The sequence below is a fragment of the Microvirga aerophila genome (assembly GCF_003332305.1).
GTDB classification, from domain to species: Bacteria; Pseudomonadota; Alphaproteobacteria; order Rhizobiales; family Beijerinckiaceae; genus Microvirga; species Microvirga aerophila.
On the sequence record NZ_QOIO01000070.1, the window covers coordinates 1 to 21,012 of the forward strand.

The following is a 21,012-nucleotide window of genomic DNA, read 5'->3' on the forward strand; positions in this document are numbered from 1 at the left end:
CTGGGTAACGAAGACATCGATTTTGCGGAGCAGGTGGCCGGCGGGAACGCGCTCTTCCAGATGAAACGAGTAGAAGAACTGCGCTTGGTCGTTCTGCTGACGCCCCATCATCGCTGCGTCTCCCCACAAATCCTGAGGAGAGCGGAATCATGCCCTTCGCGCCGACACAACCGAGTTCTTCAACAGCATCGACCCGGTGCGGACATTCCTCTCATTACCCGAAGCCAGACGCATTCCAGGAGTTATCTGGCCGCGCCCGTGCTGAATGTCGTCTTGGCAGTCAGGCTCCGGCGGCAGCTTATTCCGCCTAGACCCCTCAGAAAAGCGTTGAGACATGGACTTTAGTTGTATATGCCGGAGGGTCTGTTCATATAATAGTATTAATAAGCGCCCCGAGCGCTGCTAACGCCGAAGAGCAACGACAAATTTCTGGGAGAGAACGCATGAAGGCCCGTCAACTTCTGACGACTATTGGCATGGCCGCTCTGATGCTTGGATCTGGAGCCGCGTACGCACAAGACAAGCTGACCGTCGGTTTCTCACAGGTTGGATCCGAGTCGGGTTGGCGGGCGGCCGAGACCAAGGTTTCAAAAATCGAGGCCGAGAAGCGGGGCGTGGATCTGAAGATCTCCGACGCGCAGCAGAAGCAGGAAAATCAAATTCGCGCCGTGCGGTCGTTCATCGCGCAGGGTGTCGACGCCATCTTCATCGCGCCCGTCGTCTCCACCGGATGGGATGCCGTGCTGAAGGAGGCCAAGGAGGCCAAGGTTCCGGTGGTCCTGCTCGACCGCTCCATCGAGACGAAGGACGACTCGCTCTATCTCACCGCCGTGACCTCCGACACGGTCTACGAAGGCAAAGTCGCCGGCGAGTGGCTTGCCAAGGAAACCGGCGGCAAGTGCAACATCGTCGAGTTGCAGGGAACCGTAGGCTCGAGCCCGGCGATCAATCGTAAGAAAGGCTTCGATCAGGTCGTTGCGGCCAATCCGGGCATGAAGATCGTCCGCACCCAGTCCGGCGACTTCACCCGCACCAAGGGCAAGGAAGTCATGGAGAGCTTCATCAAGGCCGAGGGCGGCGGCAAGAACATCTGCGCCGTCTATGCGCATAACGACGATATGGCGATCGGCGCCATCCAGGCCATCAAGGAAGCGGGCCTGAAGCCGGGCAAGGACATCAAGATCGTGTCCATTGATGCCGTGCCCGACATCTTCAAGGCGATGGCCGACGGCGAAGCCAACGTAACGGTCGAGTTGACCCCCAACATGGCCGGCCCGGCCTTTGACGCGCTCATCGCGTACAAGAAAGACGGCAAGCAGCCGCCGAAGTGGATCCAGACGGAGTCCAAGGTTTACACACCCGAGACTGCGAAGGCCGAGTACGAAAAGCGCAAGGATCTCTACTGACATCCGGGCGCCGAGCCGGCAGGAGGCGGCGGATTCCGCCTGCTGCCGGTCAATCCCGCCGGGATCCGGCGGTTTTGCGTATGGGCCGGCGAGGGCGTGATGCAGCCACGAAAAGAACGATCCGAGCTTCTTGCAATCAGAGGCCTGACGAAGGGCTTCCCGGGCGTATTGGCGCTCGATCATGTCGATTTCACCCTGCAGGCAGGCGAAATCCACGGCCTGCTGGGCGAGAACGGCGCCGGCAAATCGACCCTGATCAAGGTGCTGACAGGCGTGTTTAAGCGTGATGCCGGCACCGTCAGCCTGGACGGACATCAGATCGCAGCGCGGGACCCGGCCGATGCGCTATCGCTCGGGATCGGCACGGTCTACCAGGAGGTGAATCTTCTGCCGAACTTGTCGGTGGCGGAGAACCTCTTCATCGGGCGCCAGCCCCATCGCTTCGGCCTTGTGCGCACGGGTGAGATGCGCCGTCGCGCGTCCGAGCTTCTGGCAGGCTACGGCCTCAGCATCGATGTCGCCAATCCCCTGGGCAGCTATTCCGTGGCCGTTCAGCAGATCGTCGCCATCGCCCGCGCGGTAGATCTCTCTGCCAAAGTGCTGATTCTCGACGAGCCAACGGCAAGCCTAGATGCCCGAGAAGTCGAGACGCTCTTCGGCATCCTGAGGGTCCTGAAGAGCCGCGGAATCGGCATTGTGTTCGTCACTCACTTTCTCGACCAGGTCTATGCCGTTTGCGACCGCATCACGGTACTGCGCAACGGGCGCCTCGTCGGATCCCGTCCGATCGTCGAACTGCCGAGGATCGAACTCGTATCCATGATGCTGGGGCGGGAACTGGCCGAAGAAGCCCTGCATCGCAACCAACGCCCCGCCGTGAATGGAGAGCCGCTCGTCGCGTTCAAAAACTACGGCAAGCGCCGCTACCTCGAGCCGTTCGATCTTTCAATCCGCGCCGGCGAAGTCGTGGGACTTGCCGGACTCCTCGGTTCCGGCCGCACCGAAACGGCCAAGCTCGTTTTTGGTGCAGAGCGGGCGGAAACGGGCCAAGCTTTCGTGGACGGCAAGCCTGTCCGAATTGCCTCGCCGCGCGATGGCGCGCGCCTGCGGTTCGGCTTCACCCCCGAGGAGCGCAAGACAGAGGGCATCGTCGCGGAACTGTCGGTCCGCGAGAACATCATCCTTGCTCTTCAGGCGCAACGCGGATGGCTGCACAAGATCCCGAAATCCAAGCAGGATGAAATCGCCAACCGCTTCGTCAAGCTTCTCGACATCCGTACACCCGACGTAGAAAAACCCATCGGACTTCTTTCAGGGGGCAACCAGCAGAAGGCGCTGCTTGCCCGCTGGCTTGCCACCGAGCCACGCTTTCTCATCCTCGACGAGCCGACGCGCGGCATCGACGTGGGAGCCCATGCGGAGATCATCCGGCTGATCGAACGCCTGTGCGAGGACGGTCTCGCACTCCTGGTCGTCTCGTCGGAGCTGGACGAGATCGCCTCCTACAGCGACCGCGTGGTCGTGCTGCGTGATCGGCGGCATGTGCGGGAGCTCTCCGGACCCGAGGTGAACCCCGATACCATCATGACAACCATCGCGAGCCACTGAATGAGCAGCCTGATCCAAGCCAGTGCTCCGCGCACGCTGCCGAAAGGGCTTCCACAAATTGCGGCGCTCCTAATTGTTTTTTTCGTCAACTGGCTTGTCTTTCGCGACTTCTTCGCCTTGCGCCTTCAGGACGGCCGTCTCTTCGGAAGTATCATCGACGTGCTGAACCGGGGGGCGCCGGTTGCGATCGTGGCGCTGGGAATGACCCTTGTCATCGCTACACGCGGGATTGATCTCTCGGTCGGCGCCGTGATGGCGATTGCGGGCGCCACAGCGGCTGCGTTGACGGCGCAGGACTATCCGCTTCCCGTCGCGCTCGCGGCGGCGGTGGGAGTTGGCCTGCTTTGCGGCTTGTGGAACGGCTTTCTCGTCGCGGTGCTCGAAATTCAGCCTTTTGTCGCAACCCTGATCCTGATGGTAGCGGGGCGCGGTTTCGCGCAGCTCATCACCGAGGGGCAGATCATCACCTTCGTGAGTGAAGGTTTCGCCGGCATCGGCAGCGGCTCCTTCCTCATGCTGCCGATGCCGGTGGTGATCGCCCTTGCGATGCTGCTTATCATGCATCTCGTGACCCGTTACACCGCGCTCGGGCTCTTCATCGAGGCCGTCGGAGCCAATGTCCGCTCCAGCGCCTATGCAGGCGTCGGCACGAAGGCCGTCACCATCGCGGTCTACATGTGGTGCAGCCTGTGCGCGGCCGTCGCGGGCCTGATCGTCACGGCAGACATCCGTGGGGCCGATGCCAACAACGCCGGTCTGTGGCTCGAGCTCGATGCGATCCTTGCCGTCGTCATCGGCGGCACCTCGCTTTTCGGGGGGCGTTTCAGCCTCGGCTTGGCGGTCGTCGGCGCTCTCATCATTCAAGCCATGAACACCGGCATCCTGCTGAGCGGCTTCCAGCCAGAATACAACCTTATCGTGAAGGCCGTCGTGGTCCTCTTCGTGCTCCTAGCCCAGTCACCCATTCTATCCGCCGTTCGCGCCGTCTGGAGGGCGAAGGCATGATAAGGCGCCACCTTCCGGTTCTCATCACGCTCGCCGTCTTCATCGTCGGCTACCTGATCTGTCTGGCGCAGTTTCCGAGCTTCGCGTCCACTCGCGTGGTCGGCAATCTCCTGACCGACAATGCCTTTCTCGGTATCGCGGCGGTGGGCATGACGTTCGTGATCCTGTCCGGTGGCATAGACCTATCGGTCGGGTCAGTCATAGCCTTCACCGGCGTATTCCTGGCGGTTGCCATCGAGCAGTATGGCGTCAATCCTTATCTAGCCTTCATTCTCGTTCTCGGCATCGCCGCAACGTTCGGCGCAGGGATGGGCTTCCTGATCCATACCTTCCAGATCCCGGCCTTCATCGTGACGCTGGCTGGAATGTTCCTGGCACGGGGCCTATGCTTTGTGCTCACCACGGATTCGATCCCGATCAACGCGCCCGTCTATGGCGAGATCGGGGGGATTGCCCTTGCGCTTCCGGGCGGAGGACGCCTGACCTTCATCGCCATTGTGATGCTGGTCACGGTCGCGGCTGGCATCGTCCTGACTCATTTCACCCGCTTTGGCACCAATGTCTATGCACTCGGCGGCAACAAGACCTCGGCCGAACTGATGGGCATACCCGTCGGGAGCACGACGATCCAGATCTATATGTTATCGAGTTCCCTGGCAGCTCTGGCCGGAATAGTCTTTTCTTTCTACACATCCGCAGGCTACTCGCTCGCCGCGACCGGAGTCGAACTCGATACGATTGCGGCAGTCGTCATTGGCGGTACCCTGCTGACCGGAGGCTATGGAACGATCGTCGGTACTTTGGTCGGCGTTCTGATTCAGGGCCTTATCCAGACATACATCACCTTCGAGGGCACCTTGAGCTCCTGGTGGACCAAAATTGCGATTGGCGCTCTCCTGTTCGCATTCATTGTCCTCCAACGGGGCCTATCGGCAGCGTCGCTCCGGTCGAGGTAAGGTCATACAAGAGAACAGTCGAAGGCAGGGCCACATCATCAAGGCGGAGAGCGACCAGCTCACAGACGCGCAGCTTGCTGTCGAGTGCGAAGTTGAACAACGCCAAATCCTGAATGCGGTGCGCCACTTGGAGCCTGACCTGAATGGACGAGATCTCTTTGGCCTTCAGAGGCGGTTTCGGGCCGATCAGCTTGCCCTGGTTTCATGGTGTAGTGGTTCGGCGAGTATGGCCAGTGGTACTGTCTTGCATTGCAGTGCTCCTGAAACGAAGGCCCCCGCAATGAACCTCGGCTGTCCTGCCGACAAAACCCAAACTGAGCATATTTCCTAAGGTCTTCGTCAGCTTACCAATGTAAGCCGGACGTCCCATTCTTTGCATCAATTTCCTTCTCCTGACCCAGTCGGATCTCTGGTGCCAACACGGATCAGGAACCAACCAGAGTACCAGGTACGGCTCAATGGGCTGTGAAAGTGCAGAGCTGTTATCGTTGATTTTCGAACTGCATCCGTCCCTCTGACCCGGAGTTACTTAGGGTGCCGCCCAAGGGGCTTGCTCTTTGCCAAAGCTCTCTTCGAGAAAATCAAGGAAGGTCCGGACTCGGATATGGGTCAAACGTCGATGTAAATAGAGAGCATGGATCGGCTCCTCCTCGTCATTCTGGTACTCTCGGAGCAATGGCACGAGTGAACCTTTCCTAAGGTCATCGCCGATATGGAACTCAGCGAGGCGGACGATCCCAATTCCCAGGCGCGCCAAGTCGAGAAGCATTTCACCATGATTAGAGGAGATGTTCCCACTCACCGTAATGCGCGTTGTGTTTCTGGTTTCTCCGTCAATCACCGGCCACTCACGAAAAGGGATTTCAGGCGTGAAGTTCAGGCAGTTGTGATCCTTGAGGTCAGCCGGCGTCACTGGGGTGCCATGAGCCGCAAGGTATGAGGGAGCAGCGCAGATCACCCAGCGGCTCGTGCCAAGCTTCCGTCCGATGAGAGCTGAATCGACAAGCGCGCCGCTCTGGATCGAGATGTCGATTTTCTGTTCGATAAAATTGGGTGTTTCGTTGCTGAGGAGAAATTCGACATGAAGATCCGGATAGCGGGCAAGGAATGCCGGCATCCGGGGAGCAAGCTGATAGCGCGCGAAAGCAGGAAGCGAGTGGATGCGCAAGGTGCCTTTGACGGACGTCGAACTGCGCGCCGAAGCGATTTCCATCTCTGTCTCTTCAAGCGCTTCAAGCGCGCGCAACGCCCCAGCCCGGAAAACCTCGCCGTCGGTCGTGAGGCGGACGATCCGCGACGACCGCGCGAACAGACGAGTGCCGAGGCGCTCTTCAATGCGGCTGATCAGCTTGCTAACCGTCGAGGGGTTAAGGGCAAGATCTCGTGCTGCTCCGGAGAAACTTCCCGTCTCGACAACGCGCAGAAAGACCGTAAGTTCGCGAAAGCGATCCAATGCTCCACCTGTGAACTGTATTCACAGCACCTCTGATAGCTCAGGATATGGACACTGCAAAGCAAGATGCGCGAGGCTGATCCATGTTCATGCCGAACCCGGGGCAGGGCCGCGTTGCAATATTTCAAGCGGCCTTGTGTCAAGGTTAGGACGGAATCTCTCAAGAGCTGCCCGTGAGAGGCGCTCGGCCATAAGGGCACATGGAGGAAACCTGGAATGTCTTTGATTTCATACCTAACGACGATCCGGTTCGACTTCGGAGCCTTGGCCGGACTGGGAGATGACCTGCGGGAGCTCGGGATCAAAGCGCCGCTGATCATTGCCGACGAAGGGATTGCGAGAGCGGGCCTCGTCGATCGTCTCAAGGCTGTGTTGCTGGTAGGGCAGGACGTGCCTGTTTTCACGGGAACGCCAACGAACCCGACCGAGGGTGCTGTTCTGGCGGCGCTGGAGCTTTATCAGTCGGCTGGCTGCGACGGACTGATCGCAATCGGAGGCGGTTCACCCATCGATCTGGCCAAGGGGGTAGCTCTCCTCTCCACCCATGAAGGACCACTTGAGCAATATGCGGCAATCCTGGGCGGGATCCCGAAGATCACGCCCGCGGTGGCGCCCTTGATCGCCATCCCAACAACGGCTGGTACCGGCAGCGAGGTCGGGCGAGCGGCCCTGATCACCTTAGAGGATGGCCGCAAGCTCGGGTTCATCTCGCCCTACCTCATTCCCAAGCAGGCCGTATGCGATCCTGAACTCACGCTCGCTCTGCCGCCAGCTCTGACGGCTGCCACAGGCATGGATGCCATCACGCACTGCATCGAGACCTATCTCAGCCCGCGCAATAACCCGCCAGCCGAGGCGATTGCGCTCGACGGCTTGGTTCGCGCCGTCACCCATATCGAGCGGGCTGTGAACCAAGGGTCTGACCGTCAGGCTCGATACGAGATGCTCATGGCTGCGCTCGAAGGCGGATTGACGTTCCAGAAGGGCTTGGGAGCCGTCCATGCGCTCTCGCACCCTCTCGGCGGATTGAAGCAGGTCTCCTTGCATCACGGCACACTGAATGCCGTGCTGCTCCCGTATGTGCTGGAGTTCAACGAGGGGTACTCGGGAGCGAAGTACGACACGATCCGCCACAGGCTTGGATTGAAGCCGGATGAGAGCCTGGCAGACTACATCCGCAGCCTGAATGCGCGGCTCGGCATGCCTGCAACGCTCGCCGAGATGAGTGTGCCGCGGGAGAGCTTCCCGGCTATCGCGAAGAGCGCAAGGGAGGATCACTCCTCCGCGACCAATCCTCGTCCGGCGAGCGTAGAGGATTACCGCGCTATTCTCGAGGCGGCCTATGCGGGCGAGCCTCTCCGGCTGAGTGCCTGAGGCGTTCCGATACACAACGTGAAAGCCAGGTGAGAAGGACGCCATCAATCTTCCACCTGAATGCAAAGCACCTGATCAAGCTGAAGTGCCCAAGCTTGATCAACATGCAGAGGGTTCACAAGGGAAGGAATGATCCATGAAGAGACGTGACCTATTGAAGGGCGGCCTTAGGGCGACCACGCTTGCCTCCGCCGCCGTGATCGGCTCCACCTCCGCCGGAGCGCAGGATGCGGGCCAGACTCGGATTTCCTGGCGCATGACGTCCAGCTATCCGAGGTCGCTCGACGCAGTCTACAGCGCGGGCGAAACTTTCATCAAGGTGCTGTCCGAGATCACGAAGGGTCGAATTCAGATCCAGCATCTAGCTGCGGGCGAAATTGTTCCCGGCCTCCAGGCTCTCGACGCCGTTCAGAATGGCACAGTTGAATGTTGCGACACGGCGCCTTACTACTATGTCGGCAAGGACCCGACCTTTGCCTTCGCGGCGGCTGTTCCCTTCGGTTTGTCCACGCGCCAGCAGAACGCATGGTTCTTCGAAGGCGGCGGTCTGGATCTGCTCAACAACGAGCTGTTCGCGAAGTACAACGTATTTGGTTTGCCTATCGGCAATACGACCGCACAAATGGCAGGCTGGTTCAGGAAAGAGATCAATACCGTTGACGACCTGAAGGGCCTTAAGATGCGCATCGGCGGCCTCGCCGGACAAGTGCTAGCCAAGCTTGGCGTTGTGCCTCAGCAGATTGCAGCAGGCGATATCTATCCGGCTCTTGAGCGCGGCACGATCGATGCTGCAGAGTGGGTCGGCCCCTACGACGACGAGAAGCTCGGCTTCAACAAGGTTGCTCCCTATTACTACTATCCCGGTTGGTGGGAGGGCTCATCGGCGATCTTCCTTCTCATCAACAAGGGCAAGTGGGATGCGCTCAGCCCTGAAGACAAGGCCCTGATGACAGCAGCGGCGCACCAAGCCAACACAGTTACCATTGCCAAGTACGACCAACTTAATCCTGGTGCGATCCGTCGTCTCGTTGCGGCCGGTGTGCAACTGAAAGCGTTCCCGGCTCCGGTGATGGACGCCTGCCTCAAGGCAGCAGGCGAGGTCTACGCCGAGATCTCCGCTCAAAACCCGTTGTTCAAGCGCATTCACGACCACATGATGGCCTATCGCAGTGAACAGTACCTCTGGCAGCAGGTCACCGAATATACCTATGAGACCTACATGATCCGCGCCCGCGCCCGCGGAGGCTAGTGCCCGCGGATCGGCTCAAACGAAGAGAGAAGGGGCGGACCTTATTCACAGGAAGGCCATCCGTATTCCTTTCTCGGCACGATGTTTGCGCCGACGCAGGATCGCGACGACCCGGGCATGGGGTTCACCCACAAGCCCGGCGACATCGTCACCATTGCGGCGCCGAAGCTCGGAGCGCTGGTCAACCGCATGAAGACCAGCTCCGAGTGCGAGCCTTGGACCTTCGGCCTTCGCGCCTTCATGGCCAATCTGGCCCAGCGTGGCCTCCTCACATCAAACCCGGAGCGGTGATCATGAACATACAGGCCAAGAACTTCATCGGCGGCGAGTGGGTTGTTGCCTCTGAGGGGGCATCCGACATCAACCCATCCAATACGGGCGACGTGGTGGGCGAGTTCGCCCGCGCCTCGGCGGCCGAGGCCGAGGCGGCGATCGCCGCGGCCTATGACGCCTTCCCGGCCTGGTCGCGCTCCTCGATCCAGCTGCGCCATGACATCCTCAAGAAGGTCGGCGACGAGATCATCGCCCGAAAGGACGAGCTGGGCCGCCTGCTCTCGCGCGAGGAGGGCAAGACGCTGCCCGAGGGCGTCGGCGAGGTGGTGCGCGCCGGCCAGATCTTTCAGTTCTTCGCCGGCGAATGCCTGCGCCTGGCCGGCGACAAGCTGCCTTCGGTGCGGCCCGGCGTGGAGGTCGAGATCACCCGCGAGCCGGTGGGCGTGGTCGGTCTGATCACCCCCTGGAACTTCCCCATCGCCATTCCGGCCTGGAAGATCGCCCCGGCGCTCGCCTACGGCAACACGGTGGTGTTCAAGCCGGCCGAGCTCGTGCCGGCCTCCGCGCATGCGCTCTCCGAGATCATCATCCGGGCCGGCGTGCCCGAGGGTGTGTTCAACCTGGTCATGGGCCGGGGCTCCGTGGTGGGCGAGGCGATGCTGCAGAGCCCCAAGGTCTCGGCCATCTCGTTCACCGGCTCGGTGCCTACCGGACGGCGGGTGGCGCAAAGCTGCATCACGGCCGATCCCATGAAGAAGCTGCAGCTCGAGATGGGCGGCAAGAACCCGCTCGTGGTTCTCGATGACGCCGACATGAGCGTGGCGGTGGAATGTGCCGTCAATGGGGCGTTCTTCTCCACCGGCCAGCGCTGCACCGCGTCCTCCCGCATCATCGTCACCGAGGGCATCCACGACCGCTTTGTCCAGGCGGTGAGCGAGCGCCTGCGGACGCTGGTGGTGGACGATGCGCTCAAAGCCGGCACGCAGATCGGTCCGGTGGTGGACCAGAACCAGCTCGACCAGGACCTGAAGTACATCCGCCTCGGCCAGGAGGAGGGCGCCAAGCTGGTGGCGGGCGGCGAGCTCTTGAGCCGGGAAACGCCGGGCTTTTATCTGGCGCCGGCCTTGTTCACCGAGGTGGACAACAAGATGCGGATCGCCCGGGAGGAGATCTTCGGCCCGGTGGCGACGGTGACGCGGGCGCGGGATTATGACGAGGCGCTGGAGATCGCCAATGACACGCCGTTCGGGCTCTCGGCCGGGATCTGCACCACGAGCCTCAAATATGCCGGTCATTTCCGGCGCAATGTGGAGGCCGGAATGGTGATGGTGAACCTGCCGACCGCCGGTGTGGACTACCACGTGCCGTTCGGCGGCCGGAAGGGCTCCAGCTACGGCCCGCGCGAGCAGGGACGTTACGCGCAGGAGTTCTACACCACGGTCAAGACCGCCTACAGCTTCGACGGCAACGGACCTTACGTGCCAAAGACAAAAGGCAGCGAATAATGCAAAAGCCTCTTGCGATTTAGGGATGCGAAGTGTCCATAGGGTTGCTGCAGAGAAGGTAAGGCCCCCTGCATAAGCCTCGCACTCATCCACTTTAGGTTGGTTGATTACGTCCGCAAGTGGCATGAGGCAGACCTTAGCCTTATCCTGCAATGGGGCTGTGAGACTACCTTCACGTGACCTCACTTGAGGGCTCCGATTGACCCAAAGGCGACGTTCGAGAGGCCTGTGGGCGGCAACGGGAGCCGTCGTGCCGCCACAGGCGTCCGCAGATGGGATTCATCAATCTGCTCGAACTCCTCCCACTGCTGCTCGACACTCTGCGGCGCTCTGCCATTTTGGATCCTCGTCTTCGGCTACCCACATTGTCGTAATGGGTGTGCTCTCGGCCGAACCCCTTTCGAACCGCTCAGCCAATCAAAATACCGAGCGGACGGTCACTTTGCCCCGACCGAAGCTTTGGCGGCCCAAGCGTGTGCTCGTCACACCTGCCGCTCTGGAGTGGGAGCACGGCCACGCCATGCTCGCCCGCGCCGAAGCCCTGGGCTGTGAGGTCGTGCGCCTGAAGGCGAACCGCCTCGTGGGCTTGGCAGACGAGGATCCAAGGCGCACCTATGGGGATGCCAAGAGCACGCTTGCGATCGTTGTCGCTCCGCCTACCAAACTGCGCTTGCAGCCCATTCCGCCAAGTGCGGATTGGCGGCTGGATCTGGCGGAGGGCTGCCCGGCTCATTGTCAGTACTGCTACCTAGCCGGCAGCCTCAGCGGTCCACCGGTCACGCGGGCCTATGCCAATCTCCCGGAGATTTTGAGCGCCGCCGAGCGTCACCTCGATCGTGGGTCAGTCACCTCACGCTCTGCCAAGCGCCGGTACGAGGGCACCACGTTCGAAGCGTCCTGTTACACTGATCCGCTCGGCATCGAGCACCTGACCGGCTCCCTCGCCGAGACCATCCGCTACTTCGGGCAGCTCGATGCTGCCGTTCAATTGCGTTTTACCACCAAGTTCGATGCCGTGGAGCCGCTTCTCACCCTCGACCATAACAGGCGCACGCGCATGCGCGTGTCCGTCAACGCCCTGTCGCTCATGCGCTTTGAGGGTGGGACGTCAGGCCTCCTGGCCCGCCTGCAGGCTGCGCGCCGGATGACGGAGGCGGGCTACCGCATTGGCCTCACGATTGCACCCATTATGCCGGTGGAGGGCTGGCGGGAGCAGTATCGGGCGCTGCTCGACCTCGCCGCCACGACCCTTGGCGAAGGTCCTGGGGCAGACCTCGCCATCGAGTTGATCACGCACCGCTTCACGAATGGAACAAAAGAGGTTCTGACCAGCTGGTATCCGGGTTCGAGCCTCGACATGGACGAGGCCACACGGGCTCCGAAGCGCACGAAGTACGGCTCTCTCAAGTATGTCTATGAGCCCGAGGTGATGGAGCAGATGCGCGAGTTCTTCATGGTCGAGCTGCCCGTCCGGCTTCCTGAGGCGCAGGTGCTGTACTGGACGTAATATCCTCGAATGGCTGAGGATGGTCGCACAATCAAATCGTCTTGGCTGCAATTTCCGGGTTCCGCGCAGGCTAGGTGCGTTTTGCAGTTGGCACGGCGAGCGGGCGGAACCTCATCACCTTTCTGACGTCTCAGCGACGAGGGCTCAACAGGATGTCTTTGGCTTCGTTCACTCGGGCCGCGAGATACGTCGATCCACCCTGATCGGGGTGAAGTTTCTTCATCAAAGTACGATGTGCTTTCCGAATGTCGTCGGGGCTGGCGCCAGTCTGCAATCCTAAGATCTTGTAGGCTTCGTCTTCCGTCATTTTACCTGATCTTGAGGTAGCATCCTGCCGGTCATGCGCATTGTCCTGAGCTGTTTCGCGCCACTGAGGGAAGCGACGGTCGAGATACGCCACCAGGAGCCGGACGCCCTCTGGATCTCCTGTGCGGCATTCTGCCAAAAGCTGCTGGAGGCTCGCCGCGTCGAGTGAGTTGAGCCGCTGCCCCGCCAGGGAGCCGGCCAGCACAGAACCATCCATTTCACCTGTATCATGGTCGAGCTCCATTTCGATCATGATCGAACGCACCCGCGAGACGCTGCCGGAGGTTTGCGGCTTGCGCCCCTGCAAGCCTGGAAGCTTCAGACTGCTCCACCCGAGGAGCCAGATTCCGAGACTGCCCAGGGCGAGGGCCATGTCAATGCGCCCCCGCAGGCCCAGCAGCACCGCTGCACCCATGGCCAGAATGCCGCCAGACACCCGGACAGCCTTGGCGATAGCGGTCGTGTCGGCGCGTGCGAACAGGTTCACGAGCGCCCATAGCAAGGCGACGGCCGCGATCCCGTACAACACGGTCATGGCTCGCGCCTCGTCATTGCTGTCAGGAGGCGCCGAGCCTGCTCACTTTGGGGAGCAAGGTGCGTAAGGCCTTCGGTACCACCGGCCGCATAGGCCGCTGCCGCGCGCAAGAGTTCTGTAAGCGCTTGTGGTGCACTGGCATCGAAGCGGGCGTAGGCTCCTCCTGTCAGGCGGGCGATCTCCTGGAAGGCTCGTGCTGCGTCGGGATCCTGGCCCTCATGGAACATGAACGCCTTGACCCCGAGTAATCCAAGTTCGCCTGCAAGGCTGCACAGATGATCGATCGGTTCCTCAATGGCGTCTCCCACATAGATAAACGCCTTGAGAGGTGTCTGGCTCGCTGTACCGCGAATGTGGCGGAGCACACGTCCAATCTGTGTCTGACCGCCCCGGCAGGTGATCGTCGTCATAAGATTGGTCAAGGCACGGGGATCTGCCACCCAGCGCGAGGACCGGCATTCGTCGAAGCCTCGGAAATAGACAAGCTGGACCAGGAGGCCTCCAGCCTTGCCGGCCGCGGCAAACATCTCGCCTTGAACCCGGCAGGCGAGGTCCCAGGTGGGTTGCCGGCTCATGGTCGCGTCCAGAGCGAACACGAGTCGCGCGCGAGGCGCACCACCCTCCAGCGGAGCCAGCCGCTTAGCCTCGTCCAGGAAAGAATCGATCATCGAACCGGGACTGCCGCCGGCCGACAATGATCGGTTTGGATCCTTCTTCTCTGTCATTGCGTCTCCCTTAATAGATCATGTGGGTTCTCCAGGAGACCTTGTAAATCCAGTGCCGCCAGGCGTGCCGACACAACGCTTGGTCTAAGTAACGGTCAAGCGGACTAGGTGATGGTGATGAGCTGTCCAGTCGCTGCGGCTTGTTTGACGGCAGTGATGACCTTCAAAGTACTAAGGCCCTCCCGGCCGGAGACGAGGGGAGGTTCATCGCCTCGGATAACCTTGCAGAAGTGCCGGATCTGAAGGGTGAGCGGATCCTCAGGCTCGAAGGAAAGGCGCGTGCGGTGGATCGGCTCCCACCAGCTCCGCTTCTCCTCGTTGTGCCAGACGTCAAGGTAGGGGACGGTGAGCGAACCATGCGTGCCGCCGATGTGATAGCAGGACTCGGCGGCGTGGGGATAGGCAGGATTCTCGCCCGTGGTGAGCTCCCAGCTCCAGGGCGCAACGATCGAGTCTGATACGGTGATGGTTCCGAGAGCTCCGCTCCTGAAGCGCAGGAGAATCGCAGCCGTCTCCTCGACCGCATTGCCGCGAACGGCATTGGACTCCACCGCCTGGACGGAAACGACGTCTCCACAGAGATAGCGGAGATTGTCCACATCATGAATCAGGTTGAGAAAGATTGGGCCAGCACCCTTCTCGCGCCGCCAGGCGGTATCGAAATAGTCATCCGGCTTGTAGAACCAACACGTGCCGTGGACTGCCAGAACCTGTCCCAGGCGGCCGGACTCAATGGCTTCCTTCGCCTTCTGAATGAGCGGGTTGTGCCGTCTGTGGTGACCGACCAGAAGCGGCACCCGTGCGGCCTCGGCCGCTTCGACGAGCCTTGTCGCCGACGCGACATCGTCAGCGATCGGTTTCTCCACTAGGGCCGGAACGCCGGCCGCAATGCTCTCCAGGCCGTTGGCTACATGGACCTGGTTTGGTGTCGCGATGATGACCCCGTCGGGCTTGTCGGTCTCTATGAGAGACGCAAAGCTGGGAGCCCACCCGACACTGATCTCCTCCGCCAGCGCTCTTCCAGACGGAGAGGGGTCGACGATGGCTATGAGCTCCGCCTCGGGCTCAGCTTGCACATGCTCGATGTGCCGCTTTCCGATCAGTCCTGCGCCAAGCACGGCGAGCTTCACTTTCGTTGTCACCGCATTCCTCCAGTAATATCCGACCGACTTCGGCCGCCCTACGCTTTTGCCTCGCTGATGAGGCGAGCGAGGCGATGAAGGGCGAGTTGGTAGCCTTGCGTGCCGAAACCCGCGATGACCCCAGAGGCCGCCAACGATACATAGGAGTGGTGGCGGAAGGACTCTCGCTTGTGCACGTTTGAGATGTGCACCTCGATAATCGGGAACTCGCAGGCGTTCAGGGCACCCAGAATGGCCACGGAGGTATGGGTGAAGGCAGCCGGATTGATGACGATGCCACCAGCCCGCTCGCGGGCCTCGTGGATCCAGTCGATGATCTGGTACTCCGCATTGCTCTGGTGAAACTCGATCTCGAGGTCGAGTTCCTGCCCCACGCGCCGGCAATCATTCTCCACGTCGGCCAGAGTCTCATAGCCATAGATCGCAGGCTGGCGCTTGCCGAGCAGGTTCAGGTTGGGACCATTTAGAACATAGACAATGCGGCTCATAGGGACGTTCCTGTTGCTGCCTGGGCGGGACAGAATCTGGCCTGGATCGTTGCTGATGCCGAATGTACGGTCAACACGCCGTCACTCGGCAGTCCTGCGTCGGCCGACGAGGCATGAGCCCAAGGGCGCTCCGTGCCACGGGAGGGTGACAAGGTATCAAGCCTGATCATAAGTCAGTCGGAGCGGCTTACCGACTTGAAGGTTGAGAAAAGAGGCCGCAAAGTGCCGTAGCGCCAACCAGAAGAACAAAATCACACTGAAGAGGCGTCTAACCAAGAGGAAGCGCTTATGAAACATCTGAAATTCCTACTGGCGTCCATTGTCGTCGGCAGCACTGCTCTGTTGTCTGGTCACGCCAACGCCCAAATCAGCGAACGGACGCTTCGTTGGGCGCAACAGAACTCGATGGACCATCCCCAAGGTATGGGTGCCAAGAAATTCGCAGACCTCGTGGAGCAGAAGAGCGGCGGCAAGATCAAGGTTCGGATCTTCCCCGGCGGTCAGCTTGGTGGTGACCTGCAGAACGTGTCTGCGCTTCAGGGCGGGACCTTGGACCTGATGGTGCTGAATGCTGGCCTGCTGGTCGGCATCGTCAAGGATTTCGCCGTTCTCGATCTGCCCTTCCTGTTTAACACGGCCGAAGAGGCCGACGCGGTCGTCGATGGGCCTGTAGGGCAAAAGCTATTCGACAAGCTTCCCGAGAAGGGCCTTGTGGGCTTGGGCTACTTCGAGCTTGGCTTCCGCAATGTGACCAACAGCAAGCGCCCGATCACGAAGGTGGAGGATTTTCAGGGCATTAAGCTGCGCGTCCTTCAATCTCCCCTGTTCATCGACCTGTTCAACACGCTGGGAGCCAATACCGTCGCAATGCCATTCCCGGAGGTCTATACGGCCCTCGAGCAGGGTGTCATTGACGGGCAGGAGAATCCCGTCACTGTAATCTTCGACACCAAGTTCCAGGAAGTGCAAAAATACCTCTCGCTGACCCGGCATATCTACAATGCGCAGTCGGTGATCATGGGCAAGAAAACCTGGGACAAGTTCTCGGACGAAGAGAAGAAGATCATTCAGTCCTCCCTCGACGAAGCGGAGACGTATCAACGCCAAGTCTCGCGTCAGAAGAGCACACAGGTTCTGGAGGACCTTAAGAAGGCCGGCATGCAAGTCAACGAGGTGTCGCCCCAGGAGATTTCGCGCATTCGCGAGAAGATCAAGCCCGTGGTCGACAAATACACCAAGGAAGTTGGCGATGCGCTCGCCGCTGAGGTGAATGCCGAGATCACCAAGAAGCGCGGAACAAACTAGATCGGCTCTATGAAGGGGCAGGTTGCACCCGCTGCCTGCCCAGACTGCCGCCGACATGCCAGCTTCATCCTGACATACGAAATTCCGAAGCCGCATCGAAATTGAACACTGGGAGTCGAGATGATGATAGAAGTCAGGCAGGTTAGCCATCCGGAAGCCGTGCAGCGCTTCAACACCGAGGAACTGAGACAGCATTTCCTGATCGAAAAGATCTTCTCTCCCGGAGAGGTCGTGCTCACCTACAGCCACATTGACCGTCTCATCATCGGCGGCGCAATGCCCGGAGCAGATCGCATCGTGCTCCCGACACCGAAGTCCGTCGGGACAGACGCCTTTCTGAAACGCCGGGAACTCGGAGTCATCAATGTCGGCGGCGCGGGGCGGGTTGTTGTCGGCGACCAGGTTCATGAGCTGGGACGCCGCGATGCTCTCTATGTCGGCAAGGATGCAGGCGAGGTGACGTTCGAAAGCATCGACGCGAAACGGCCCGCGAAGTTCTATTTGGTGAGCACTCCGGCGCACGCTGCCTACAAGACCGTCAAGATCCCGCATGAGATGGCCAACAACATCCGGCTGGGCGAGCAGTCGACCGCCAACAAGCGGACGATCTATCAGTATATCATTCCAGGGGTCTGCGAATCGTGTCAGCTCGTGATGGGGCTCACGCAACTTGAGCCCGGAAGCATGTGGAACACGATGCCATGCCATACCCACGACCGACGCTCCGAGGCCTACCTCTACTTCGACCTGAATGAGGACCACCGCGTGGTCCACCTGATGGGCGAGCCGCAGGAAACCCGCCACCTGATCGTCGCCAACGAACAAGCGATCCTGTCACCCGGCTGGTCGATCCATTCCGGCGTCGGCACCAACCACTATGCATTCATCTGGGCCATGGGCGGCGACAACCAGGACTACACAGACATGGACATGGTCGCCATGTCCAAACTCCGCTGAGGTGACCGGATGACCACCCGCTTTGATCTTTCGGGAAAGACTGCACTCGTGACCGGCGCCAATACGGGCCTTGGCCAAGCGATAGCCATAGCGCTGGCCGAAGCCGGAGCCGGGATCGTGGCCGTGGGCCGGTCTTCCATGGACGAGACGGAGGCTGCCATCCGCAGCACCGGCCGCTCGTTTCGAGCCGTTCATGCGGATCTCTCGACGCTGGAGCCGATCGAGCGGGTTATCTCCGAGGCGGGCGAGAGCGGGCGCATCGACATTCTGGTCAACAATGCTGGGATCATCCGCCGCGCCGACGCCATCGAGTTCAGCGAGGGTGACTGGGATGCGGTGATGAACGTCAACCTGAAGTCCGTGTTCTTCCTGACGCAGGCTGTTGCGCGTCGGATGCTCGCGGACGGCGGCGGCGGCAAGGTGATCAACATCGCTTCCCTGCTTTCGTTTCAGGGAGGCATCCGCATTCCATCCTACACGGCCAGCAAAAGCGGCTTAGCGGGCCTCACCCGTCTTCTCGCATGCGAGTGGGCCGGGAAGGGGATCAACGTCAACGGCATCGCTCCGGGCTATTTCGTGACGAACAATACCGAGGCACTGCGCGAGGACCCAGACCGCAATGCGCAAATCCTTGGTCGCATTCCGGCCGGGCGGTGGGGAGATCCAACGGATATCGGCGGGGCCGCCGTCTTTCTCGCCTCTAGCGCGGCGGACTACATCCACGGAGTCATTCTCCCGGTGGATGGAGGATGGCTCGCCCGATAAGGAGAAGCCAACACGCGGTATCGTCACCTTCCGCTGCCGCTTGTGTGTCTGCGCGACGGTGATGAAATAAAACAGTGAGGAGACACGTTATGTCCACGGCCGAGCGCTTTCTCTGTGAAGCCATCGATCTCGCACGCGAGAACATCCGCAAGGGCGGACGGCCGTTCGGTGCCGTTGTCGTCAAGGACGGAGTCGTCATAGCCACAGGCGTCAACGAAGTCTCGACCACGCAGGATCCGACCGCCCATGCCGAGCTCCAGGCAATCCGCGCCGCGAGCCGCGCGCTAGGCAGCCTGCGCCTCGACGGCTGCGCGATCTATGCCAGCGGCCAGCCTTGCCCCATGTGCCTCGCGGCTATGCATGTGACCGGGGTCAGCGAGGTGACCTATGCCTATTCCAGCGAGGACGCCGAGATGGCAAAGCCTCTCGCACAGCAGTCGATCAAGGCCACCTATCTGCCCATCCGCCCCGACGGGAGCGATCTTTACGAGATGTGGCGGCACAGGACCGGTTAGATCCTCGGCCCAGAGAATTTGACGGGTTCGGTTGGACGGAGGACAGGCAACTATTCCGATGCTACGTGCACTTCAATGCTGCGCACGCCCCGGAGGGTGGCCGTGGACCTAGGTGTAGGCGTCGGTGAAGGCTAAGTACCGCCCCCGTTTGTGTGCAGCCTTGCCCCACCATTCGCAACACGACCGATCCATCTACGCCTGTCATAACGGAGACGCCCTCACGAACATACGCTACCGGGTCGAGCTGAGTGAGGCCGAGCGCACTGAACTCGAGGCGACGCTCAGCGGCGGCGGGCACCCGGCCCGCAAGCGAAGCCGCCAACATGATGCTGACGCGCAATCGCGGCGCGCTGGCTCTGTAGGAATGGGCCTTAGGGATCGCCCGGCGCTCGCCATGAGGAAGGCACGCGCAGCGCTTGCCAGCCGCTTGGCTATCACCATGCATGGCGTCCTCCGGCACGGCAGCCCATTCCAAGCGGTCTGAGAGGGGCAGCAGAAACAGGTCAAGACGAGCTCTCGAGCAGAGCGTCGCTCGAGGGCTGGTGTGGCTGGCGACGCCGATTGTGTTGCATGCGGCCTGTGCCAAGGGCCGACTACGGGTTCAACCAAGTTGCTCCACCCCAGCCGACCCATCATGTGCCCTCGAGCACGCAGACATCCTTTGGGATCACAAAACTGCTCAGGATCGGCGAGCCATCCCTTGACCCATTAGAGAACACAATCGACACTGAGCGGAAGTAAATAGAATGTCCGCTTCAGGCGGGAACATCACACGTTTCTAAGGGCATGGAAATCACAGAAACTGATCCACAGGAGACCTTCGCATTCCAGTGAGCTTATCGAGGCACAGGTGCTTCAATCCGCCAGCTCCGCCGCATTTGCAACTTAAGACGATCTTGCACAATCAAGGGGATCGCCGGCGGATTAGCTTGACCGCAACGGTAGCCGTGAGGTCATGGGCTTGAAGATCGAGAATGTCTTGGCCGATGCAGGCACCATGGGAGCGCGGATCCAAGCGTACGATTGGTCTGGCTTACCGCCCGGCCCGCCCGAGGCCTGGCCACCGTCGCTCCGGGTCACTCTCAGCAATATGCTCCACTCCAAATTCCCTACCTGCCTCGCATGGGGACCAGAGCTGAGCACCTTCTACAACGATGCCTACCTGGTGCTACGCGGAACTCGACCGGAGGCGCTTGGACGCCCTCTGCCCCAGGCGTGGGCGGAGTTCTGGGACGCCGTGTCCTCTCTCGTTGCGCGGGCATTCCGGGGTGAAGCCACCTACGTTGAGGACGTGCCGGTCGGAGTCGTGCAGCGCCACGGCCACCCCGAGGAGACGTGGTGGACCGCCTCGTTCAGCCCTGTGAGGCAGGAGTCCGGCACGGTCGGTGGCGTCCTCATCACCTTGCAGGAGACGACACAGCGGGTGCTCACCGAGCATCGTCTGCGGTTCCTAGTCGATCTGAGCACTCGCCTGCGCGGAGTGGCCGAGGCACAGGATGTCATGGCCACAGCGGCCGAGATGCTCGGCTCGCATCTGAAGGCGAGCCGCGTCGATTATGCCGAGCACAGTGAGAGCGGAGAGGCCTCGGCCGTCGAGTGCGACTGGACCGATGCCGGGATCCCAACCTTTGTCGGCCAGTATCACGTGAGTGACTTCGGTCTGCTCATCGAAAGCGAGCTGAGGGAAGGACGCACCACCCGCATCGACGACGTATTGGCCGATCCGCTCACTGCACAGGAGGCGATCGCGGCTGAGTTCCTGCACACCGGCAGGCGCGCCACCATCATCGCACCTCTGATCCGAAGCGGGCGGGTGGCGGCATCCCTCTCTGTGCATCAGGCTGAGCCGCGCCGCTGGCGCGAGGATGAGGTGGCGCTCGTGCAGGAGGTGGCGGAGCGCACCTGGACTTCGGTCCTGCGAGCCCGGGCCGAGACAGC

The 21,012-nt window shown here is 61.0% G+C and carries 18 protein-coding genes and 1 pseudogene; 14 read left to right on the forward strand and 5 right to left on the reverse strand.

Features of this window, described 5'->3' with window-relative positions; all coding sequences use genetic code 11:
* Nucleotides 1–443 precede the first annotated feature (443 nt).
* From ytfQ to yjfF, 4 genes are all read left to right on the forward strand, one after another.
* The gene (gene ytfQ, locus DRB19_RS25520; RefSeq protein ID WP_147022929.1) at nt 444–1,406 is read left to right on the forward strand and encodes a galactofuranose ABC transporter, galactofuranose-binding protein YtfQ; all 963 of its coding nucleotides are present in this window, start codon (nt 444–446) and stop codon (nt 1,404–1,406) included.
* A 99-nt stretch (nt 1,407–1,505) separates the two neighbouring features.
* Nucleotides 1,506–3,014 carry a galactofuranose ABC transporter, ATP-binding protein YtfR gene (gene ytfR, locus DRB19_RS25525; RefSeq protein ID WP_114188828.1) on the forward strand — a complete coding sequence of 503 codons (1,509 nt, stop codon included), beginning with the start codon at nt 1,506–1,508 and terminating at the stop codon, nt 3,012–3,014.
* The gene (gene ytfT, locus DRB19_RS25530) at nt 3,015–4,019 is read left to right on the forward strand and encodes a galactofuranose ABC transporter, ATP-binding protein YtfT (protein ID WP_114188829.1); all 1,005 of its coding nucleotides are present in this window, start codon (nt 3,015–3,017) and stop codon (nt 4,017–4,019) included.
* Nucleotides 4,016–4,975, forward strand: coding sequence for a galactofuranose ABC transporter, permease protein YjfF (gene yjfF, locus DRB19_RS25535; protein WP_114188830.1), 960 nt, complete (start codon nt 4,016–4,018; stop codon nt 4,973–4,975). Before ytfT ends, yjfF begins: the two co-directional genes overlap by 4 nt.
* A gap of 529 nt (nt 4,976–5,504) precedes the next feature.
* Here yjfF and DRB19_RS25540 read toward each other — a convergent pair.
* Nucleotides 5,505–6,428, reverse strand: a complete 924-nt coding sequence (locus DRB19_RS25540) for a LysR family transcriptional regulator (RefSeq protein WP_114188831.1) — start codon at nt 6,426–6,428, stop codon at nt 5,505–5,507.
* Between the two features lie 216 nt (nt 6,429–6,644).
* Between DRB19_RS25540 and DRB19_RS25545 the strand changes: the two genes are divergently transcribed.
* From DRB19_RS25545 to DRB19_RS25565, 5 genes and pseudogenes are all read left to right on the forward strand, one after another.
* On the forward strand, nt 6,645–7,802 hold the full coding sequence (locus DRB19_RS25545; protein WP_114188832.1) for an iron-containing alcohol dehydrogenase: 1,158 nt from the start codon (nt 6,645–6,647) through the stop codon (nt 7,800–7,802).
* Nucleotides 7,803–7,938: 136 nt separating this feature from the next.
* Nucleotides 7,939–9,051, forward strand: a complete 1,113-nt coding sequence (locus tag DRB19_RS25550; protein WP_114188833.1) for a TRAP transporter substrate-binding protein — start codon at nt 7,939–7,941, stop codon at nt 9,049–9,051.
* A 69-nt stretch (nt 9,052–9,120) separates the two neighbouring features.
* Nucleotides 9,121–9,342, forward strand: a pseudogene (locus DRB19_RS25555) (fumarylacetoacetate hydrolase); the annotation flags it as partial.
* A gap of 2 nt (nt 9,343–9,344) precedes the next feature.
* Nucleotides 9,345–10,829 (forward strand): aldehyde dehydrogenase family protein, encoded by a 1,485-nt coding sequence (locus tag DRB19_RS25560; RefSeq protein ID WP_114188834.1) that lies wholly within the window; start codon nt 9,345–9,347, stop codon nt 10,827–10,829.
* Nucleotides 10,830–11,202: 373 nt separating this feature from the next.
* Complete coding sequence (locus tag DRB19_RS25565; protein WP_373867418.1) at nt 11,203–12,336, forward strand: spore photoproduct lyase family protein; 1,134 nt, start codon at nt 11,203–11,205, stop codon at nt 12,334–12,336.
* Between the two features lie 130 nt (nt 12,337–12,466).
* Here DRB19_RS25565 and DRB19_RS25570 read toward each other — a convergent pair whose 3' ends face one another.
* From DRB19_RS25570 to aroQ, 4 genes are all read right to left on the reverse strand, one after another.
* A complete protein-coding gene (locus tag DRB19_RS25570; protein ID WP_114188835.1) occupies nt 12,467–13,177 on the reverse strand; it encodes a DnaJ domain-containing protein in 711 nt (236 codons plus the stop codon).
* Nucleotides 13,174–13,902 carry a vWA domain-containing protein gene (locus DRB19_RS25575; RefSeq protein ID WP_114188836.1) on the reverse strand — a complete coding sequence of 243 codons (729 nt, stop codon included), beginning with the start codon at nt 13,900–13,902 and terminating at the stop codon, nt 13,174–13,176. Before DRB19_RS25575 ends, DRB19_RS25570 begins: the two co-directional genes overlap by 4 nt.
* A gap of 104 nt (nt 13,903–14,006) precedes the next feature.
* A complete protein-coding gene (locus DRB19_RS25580; protein WP_114188837.1) occupies nt 14,007–15,044 on the reverse strand; it encodes a Gfo/Idh/MocA family protein in 1,038 nt (345 codons plus the stop codon).
* A 38-nt stretch (nt 15,045–15,082) separates the two neighbouring features.
* Nucleotides 15,083–15,532, reverse strand: a complete 450-nt coding sequence (gene aroQ / locus DRB19_RS25585) for a type II 3-dehydroquinate dehydratase (RefSeq protein ID WP_114188838.1) — start codon at nt 15,530–15,532, stop codon at nt 15,083–15,085.
* Between the two features lie 288 nt (nt 15,533–15,820).
* Here aroQ and DRB19_RS25590 point away from each other — a divergent pair, with 288 nt between their 5' ends.
* The 5 genes from DRB19_RS25590 to DRB19_RS25615 all read left to right on the forward strand — a co-directional run.
* Nucleotides 15,821–16,837, forward strand: coding sequence for a TRAP transporter substrate-binding protein (locus DRB19_RS25590; protein ID WP_114188839.1), 1,017 nt, complete (start codon nt 15,821–15,823; stop codon nt 16,835–16,837).
* Nucleotides 16,838–16,957: 120 nt separating this feature from the next.
* The gene (gene kduI / locus DRB19_RS25595) at nt 16,958–17,794 is read left to right on the forward strand and encodes a 5-dehydro-4-deoxy-D-glucuronate isomerase (protein WP_114188840.1); all 837 of its coding nucleotides are present in this window, start codon (nt 16,958–16,960) and stop codon (nt 17,792–17,794) included.
* 9 nt (nt 17,795–17,803) lie between these two features.
* Nucleotides 17,804–18,559, forward strand: coding sequence for a 2-dehydro-3-deoxy-D-gluconate 5-dehydrogenase KduD (gene kduD / locus DRB19_RS25600; RefSeq protein WP_114188841.1), 756 nt, complete (start codon nt 17,804–17,806; stop codon nt 18,557–18,559).
* An 89-nt stretch (nt 18,560–18,648) separates the two neighbouring features.
* Nucleotides 18,649–19,074: a nucleoside deaminase gene (locus DRB19_RS25605; RefSeq protein WP_114188842.1), complete on the forward strand. Its 426-nt coding sequence runs from the start codon at nt 18,649–18,651 to the stop codon at nt 19,072–19,074.
* A 955-nt stretch (nt 19,075–20,029) separates the two neighbouring features.
* Nucleotides 20,030–21,012 (forward strand): GAF domain-containing protein (locus DRB19_RS25615; protein WP_114188844.1); only part of this gene is annotated, 983 nt, incomplete at its 3' end.

Coding starts and splice junctions, on each gene's coding strand:
- ytfQ (WP_147022929.1), top strand. CDS start 444: ATGAAGGCCCGTCAACTTCTGACGACTATTGGCATGGCCGCTCTGATG.
- ytfR (WP_114188828.1), top strand. CDS start 1,506: ATGCAGCCACGAAAAGAACGATCCGAGCTTCTTGCAATCAGAGGCCTG.
- ytfT (WP_114188829.1), top strand. CDS start 3,015: ATGAGCAGCCTGATCCAAGCCAGTGCTCCGCGCACGCTGCCGAAAGGG.
- yjfF (WP_114188830.1), top strand. CDS start 4,016: ATGATAAGGCGCCACCTTCCGGTTCTCATCACGCTCGCCGTCTTCATC.
- DRB19_RS25545 (WP_114188832.1), top strand. CDS start 6,645: ATGTCTTTGATTTCATACCTAACGACGATCCGGTTCGACTTCGGAGCC.
- DRB19_RS25550 (WP_114188833.1), top strand. CDS start 7,939: ATGAAGAGACGTGACCTATTGAAGGGCGGCCTTAGGGCGACCACGCTT.
- DRB19_RS25560 (WP_114188834.1), top strand. CDS start 9,345: ATGAACATACAGGCCAAGAACTTCATCGGCGGCGAGTGGGTTGTTGCC.
- DRB19_RS25565 (WP_373867418.1), top strand. CDS start 11,203: ATGGGTGTGCTCTCGGCCGAACCCCTTTCGAACCGCTCAGCCAATCAA.
- DRB19_RS25570 (WP_114188835.1), bottom strand. CDS start 13,177: ATGACCGTGTTGTACGGGATCGCGGCCGTCGCCTTGCTATGGGCGCTC.
- DRB19_RS25575 (WP_114188836.1), bottom strand. CDS start 13,902: ATGACAGAGAAGAAGGATCCAAACCGATCATTGTCGGCCGGCGGCAGT.
- aroQ (WP_114188838.1), bottom strand. CDS start 15,532: ATGAGCCGCATTGTCTATGTTCTAAATGGTCCCAACCTGAACCTGCTC.
- DRB19_RS25590 (WP_114188839.1), top strand. CDS start 15,821: ATGAAACATCTGAAATTCCTACTGGCGTCCATTGTCGTCGGCAGCACT.
- kduI (WP_114188840.1), top strand. CDS start 16,958: ATGATGATAGAAGTCAGGCAGGTTAGCCATCCGGAAGCCGTGCAGCGC.
- kduD (WP_114188841.1), top strand. CDS start 17,804: ATGACCACCCGCTTTGATCTTTCGGGAAAGACTGCACTCGTGACCGGC.
- DRB19_RS25605 (WP_114188842.1), top strand. CDS start 18,649: ATGTCCACGGCCGAGCGCTTTCTCTGTGAAGCCATCGATCTCGCACGC.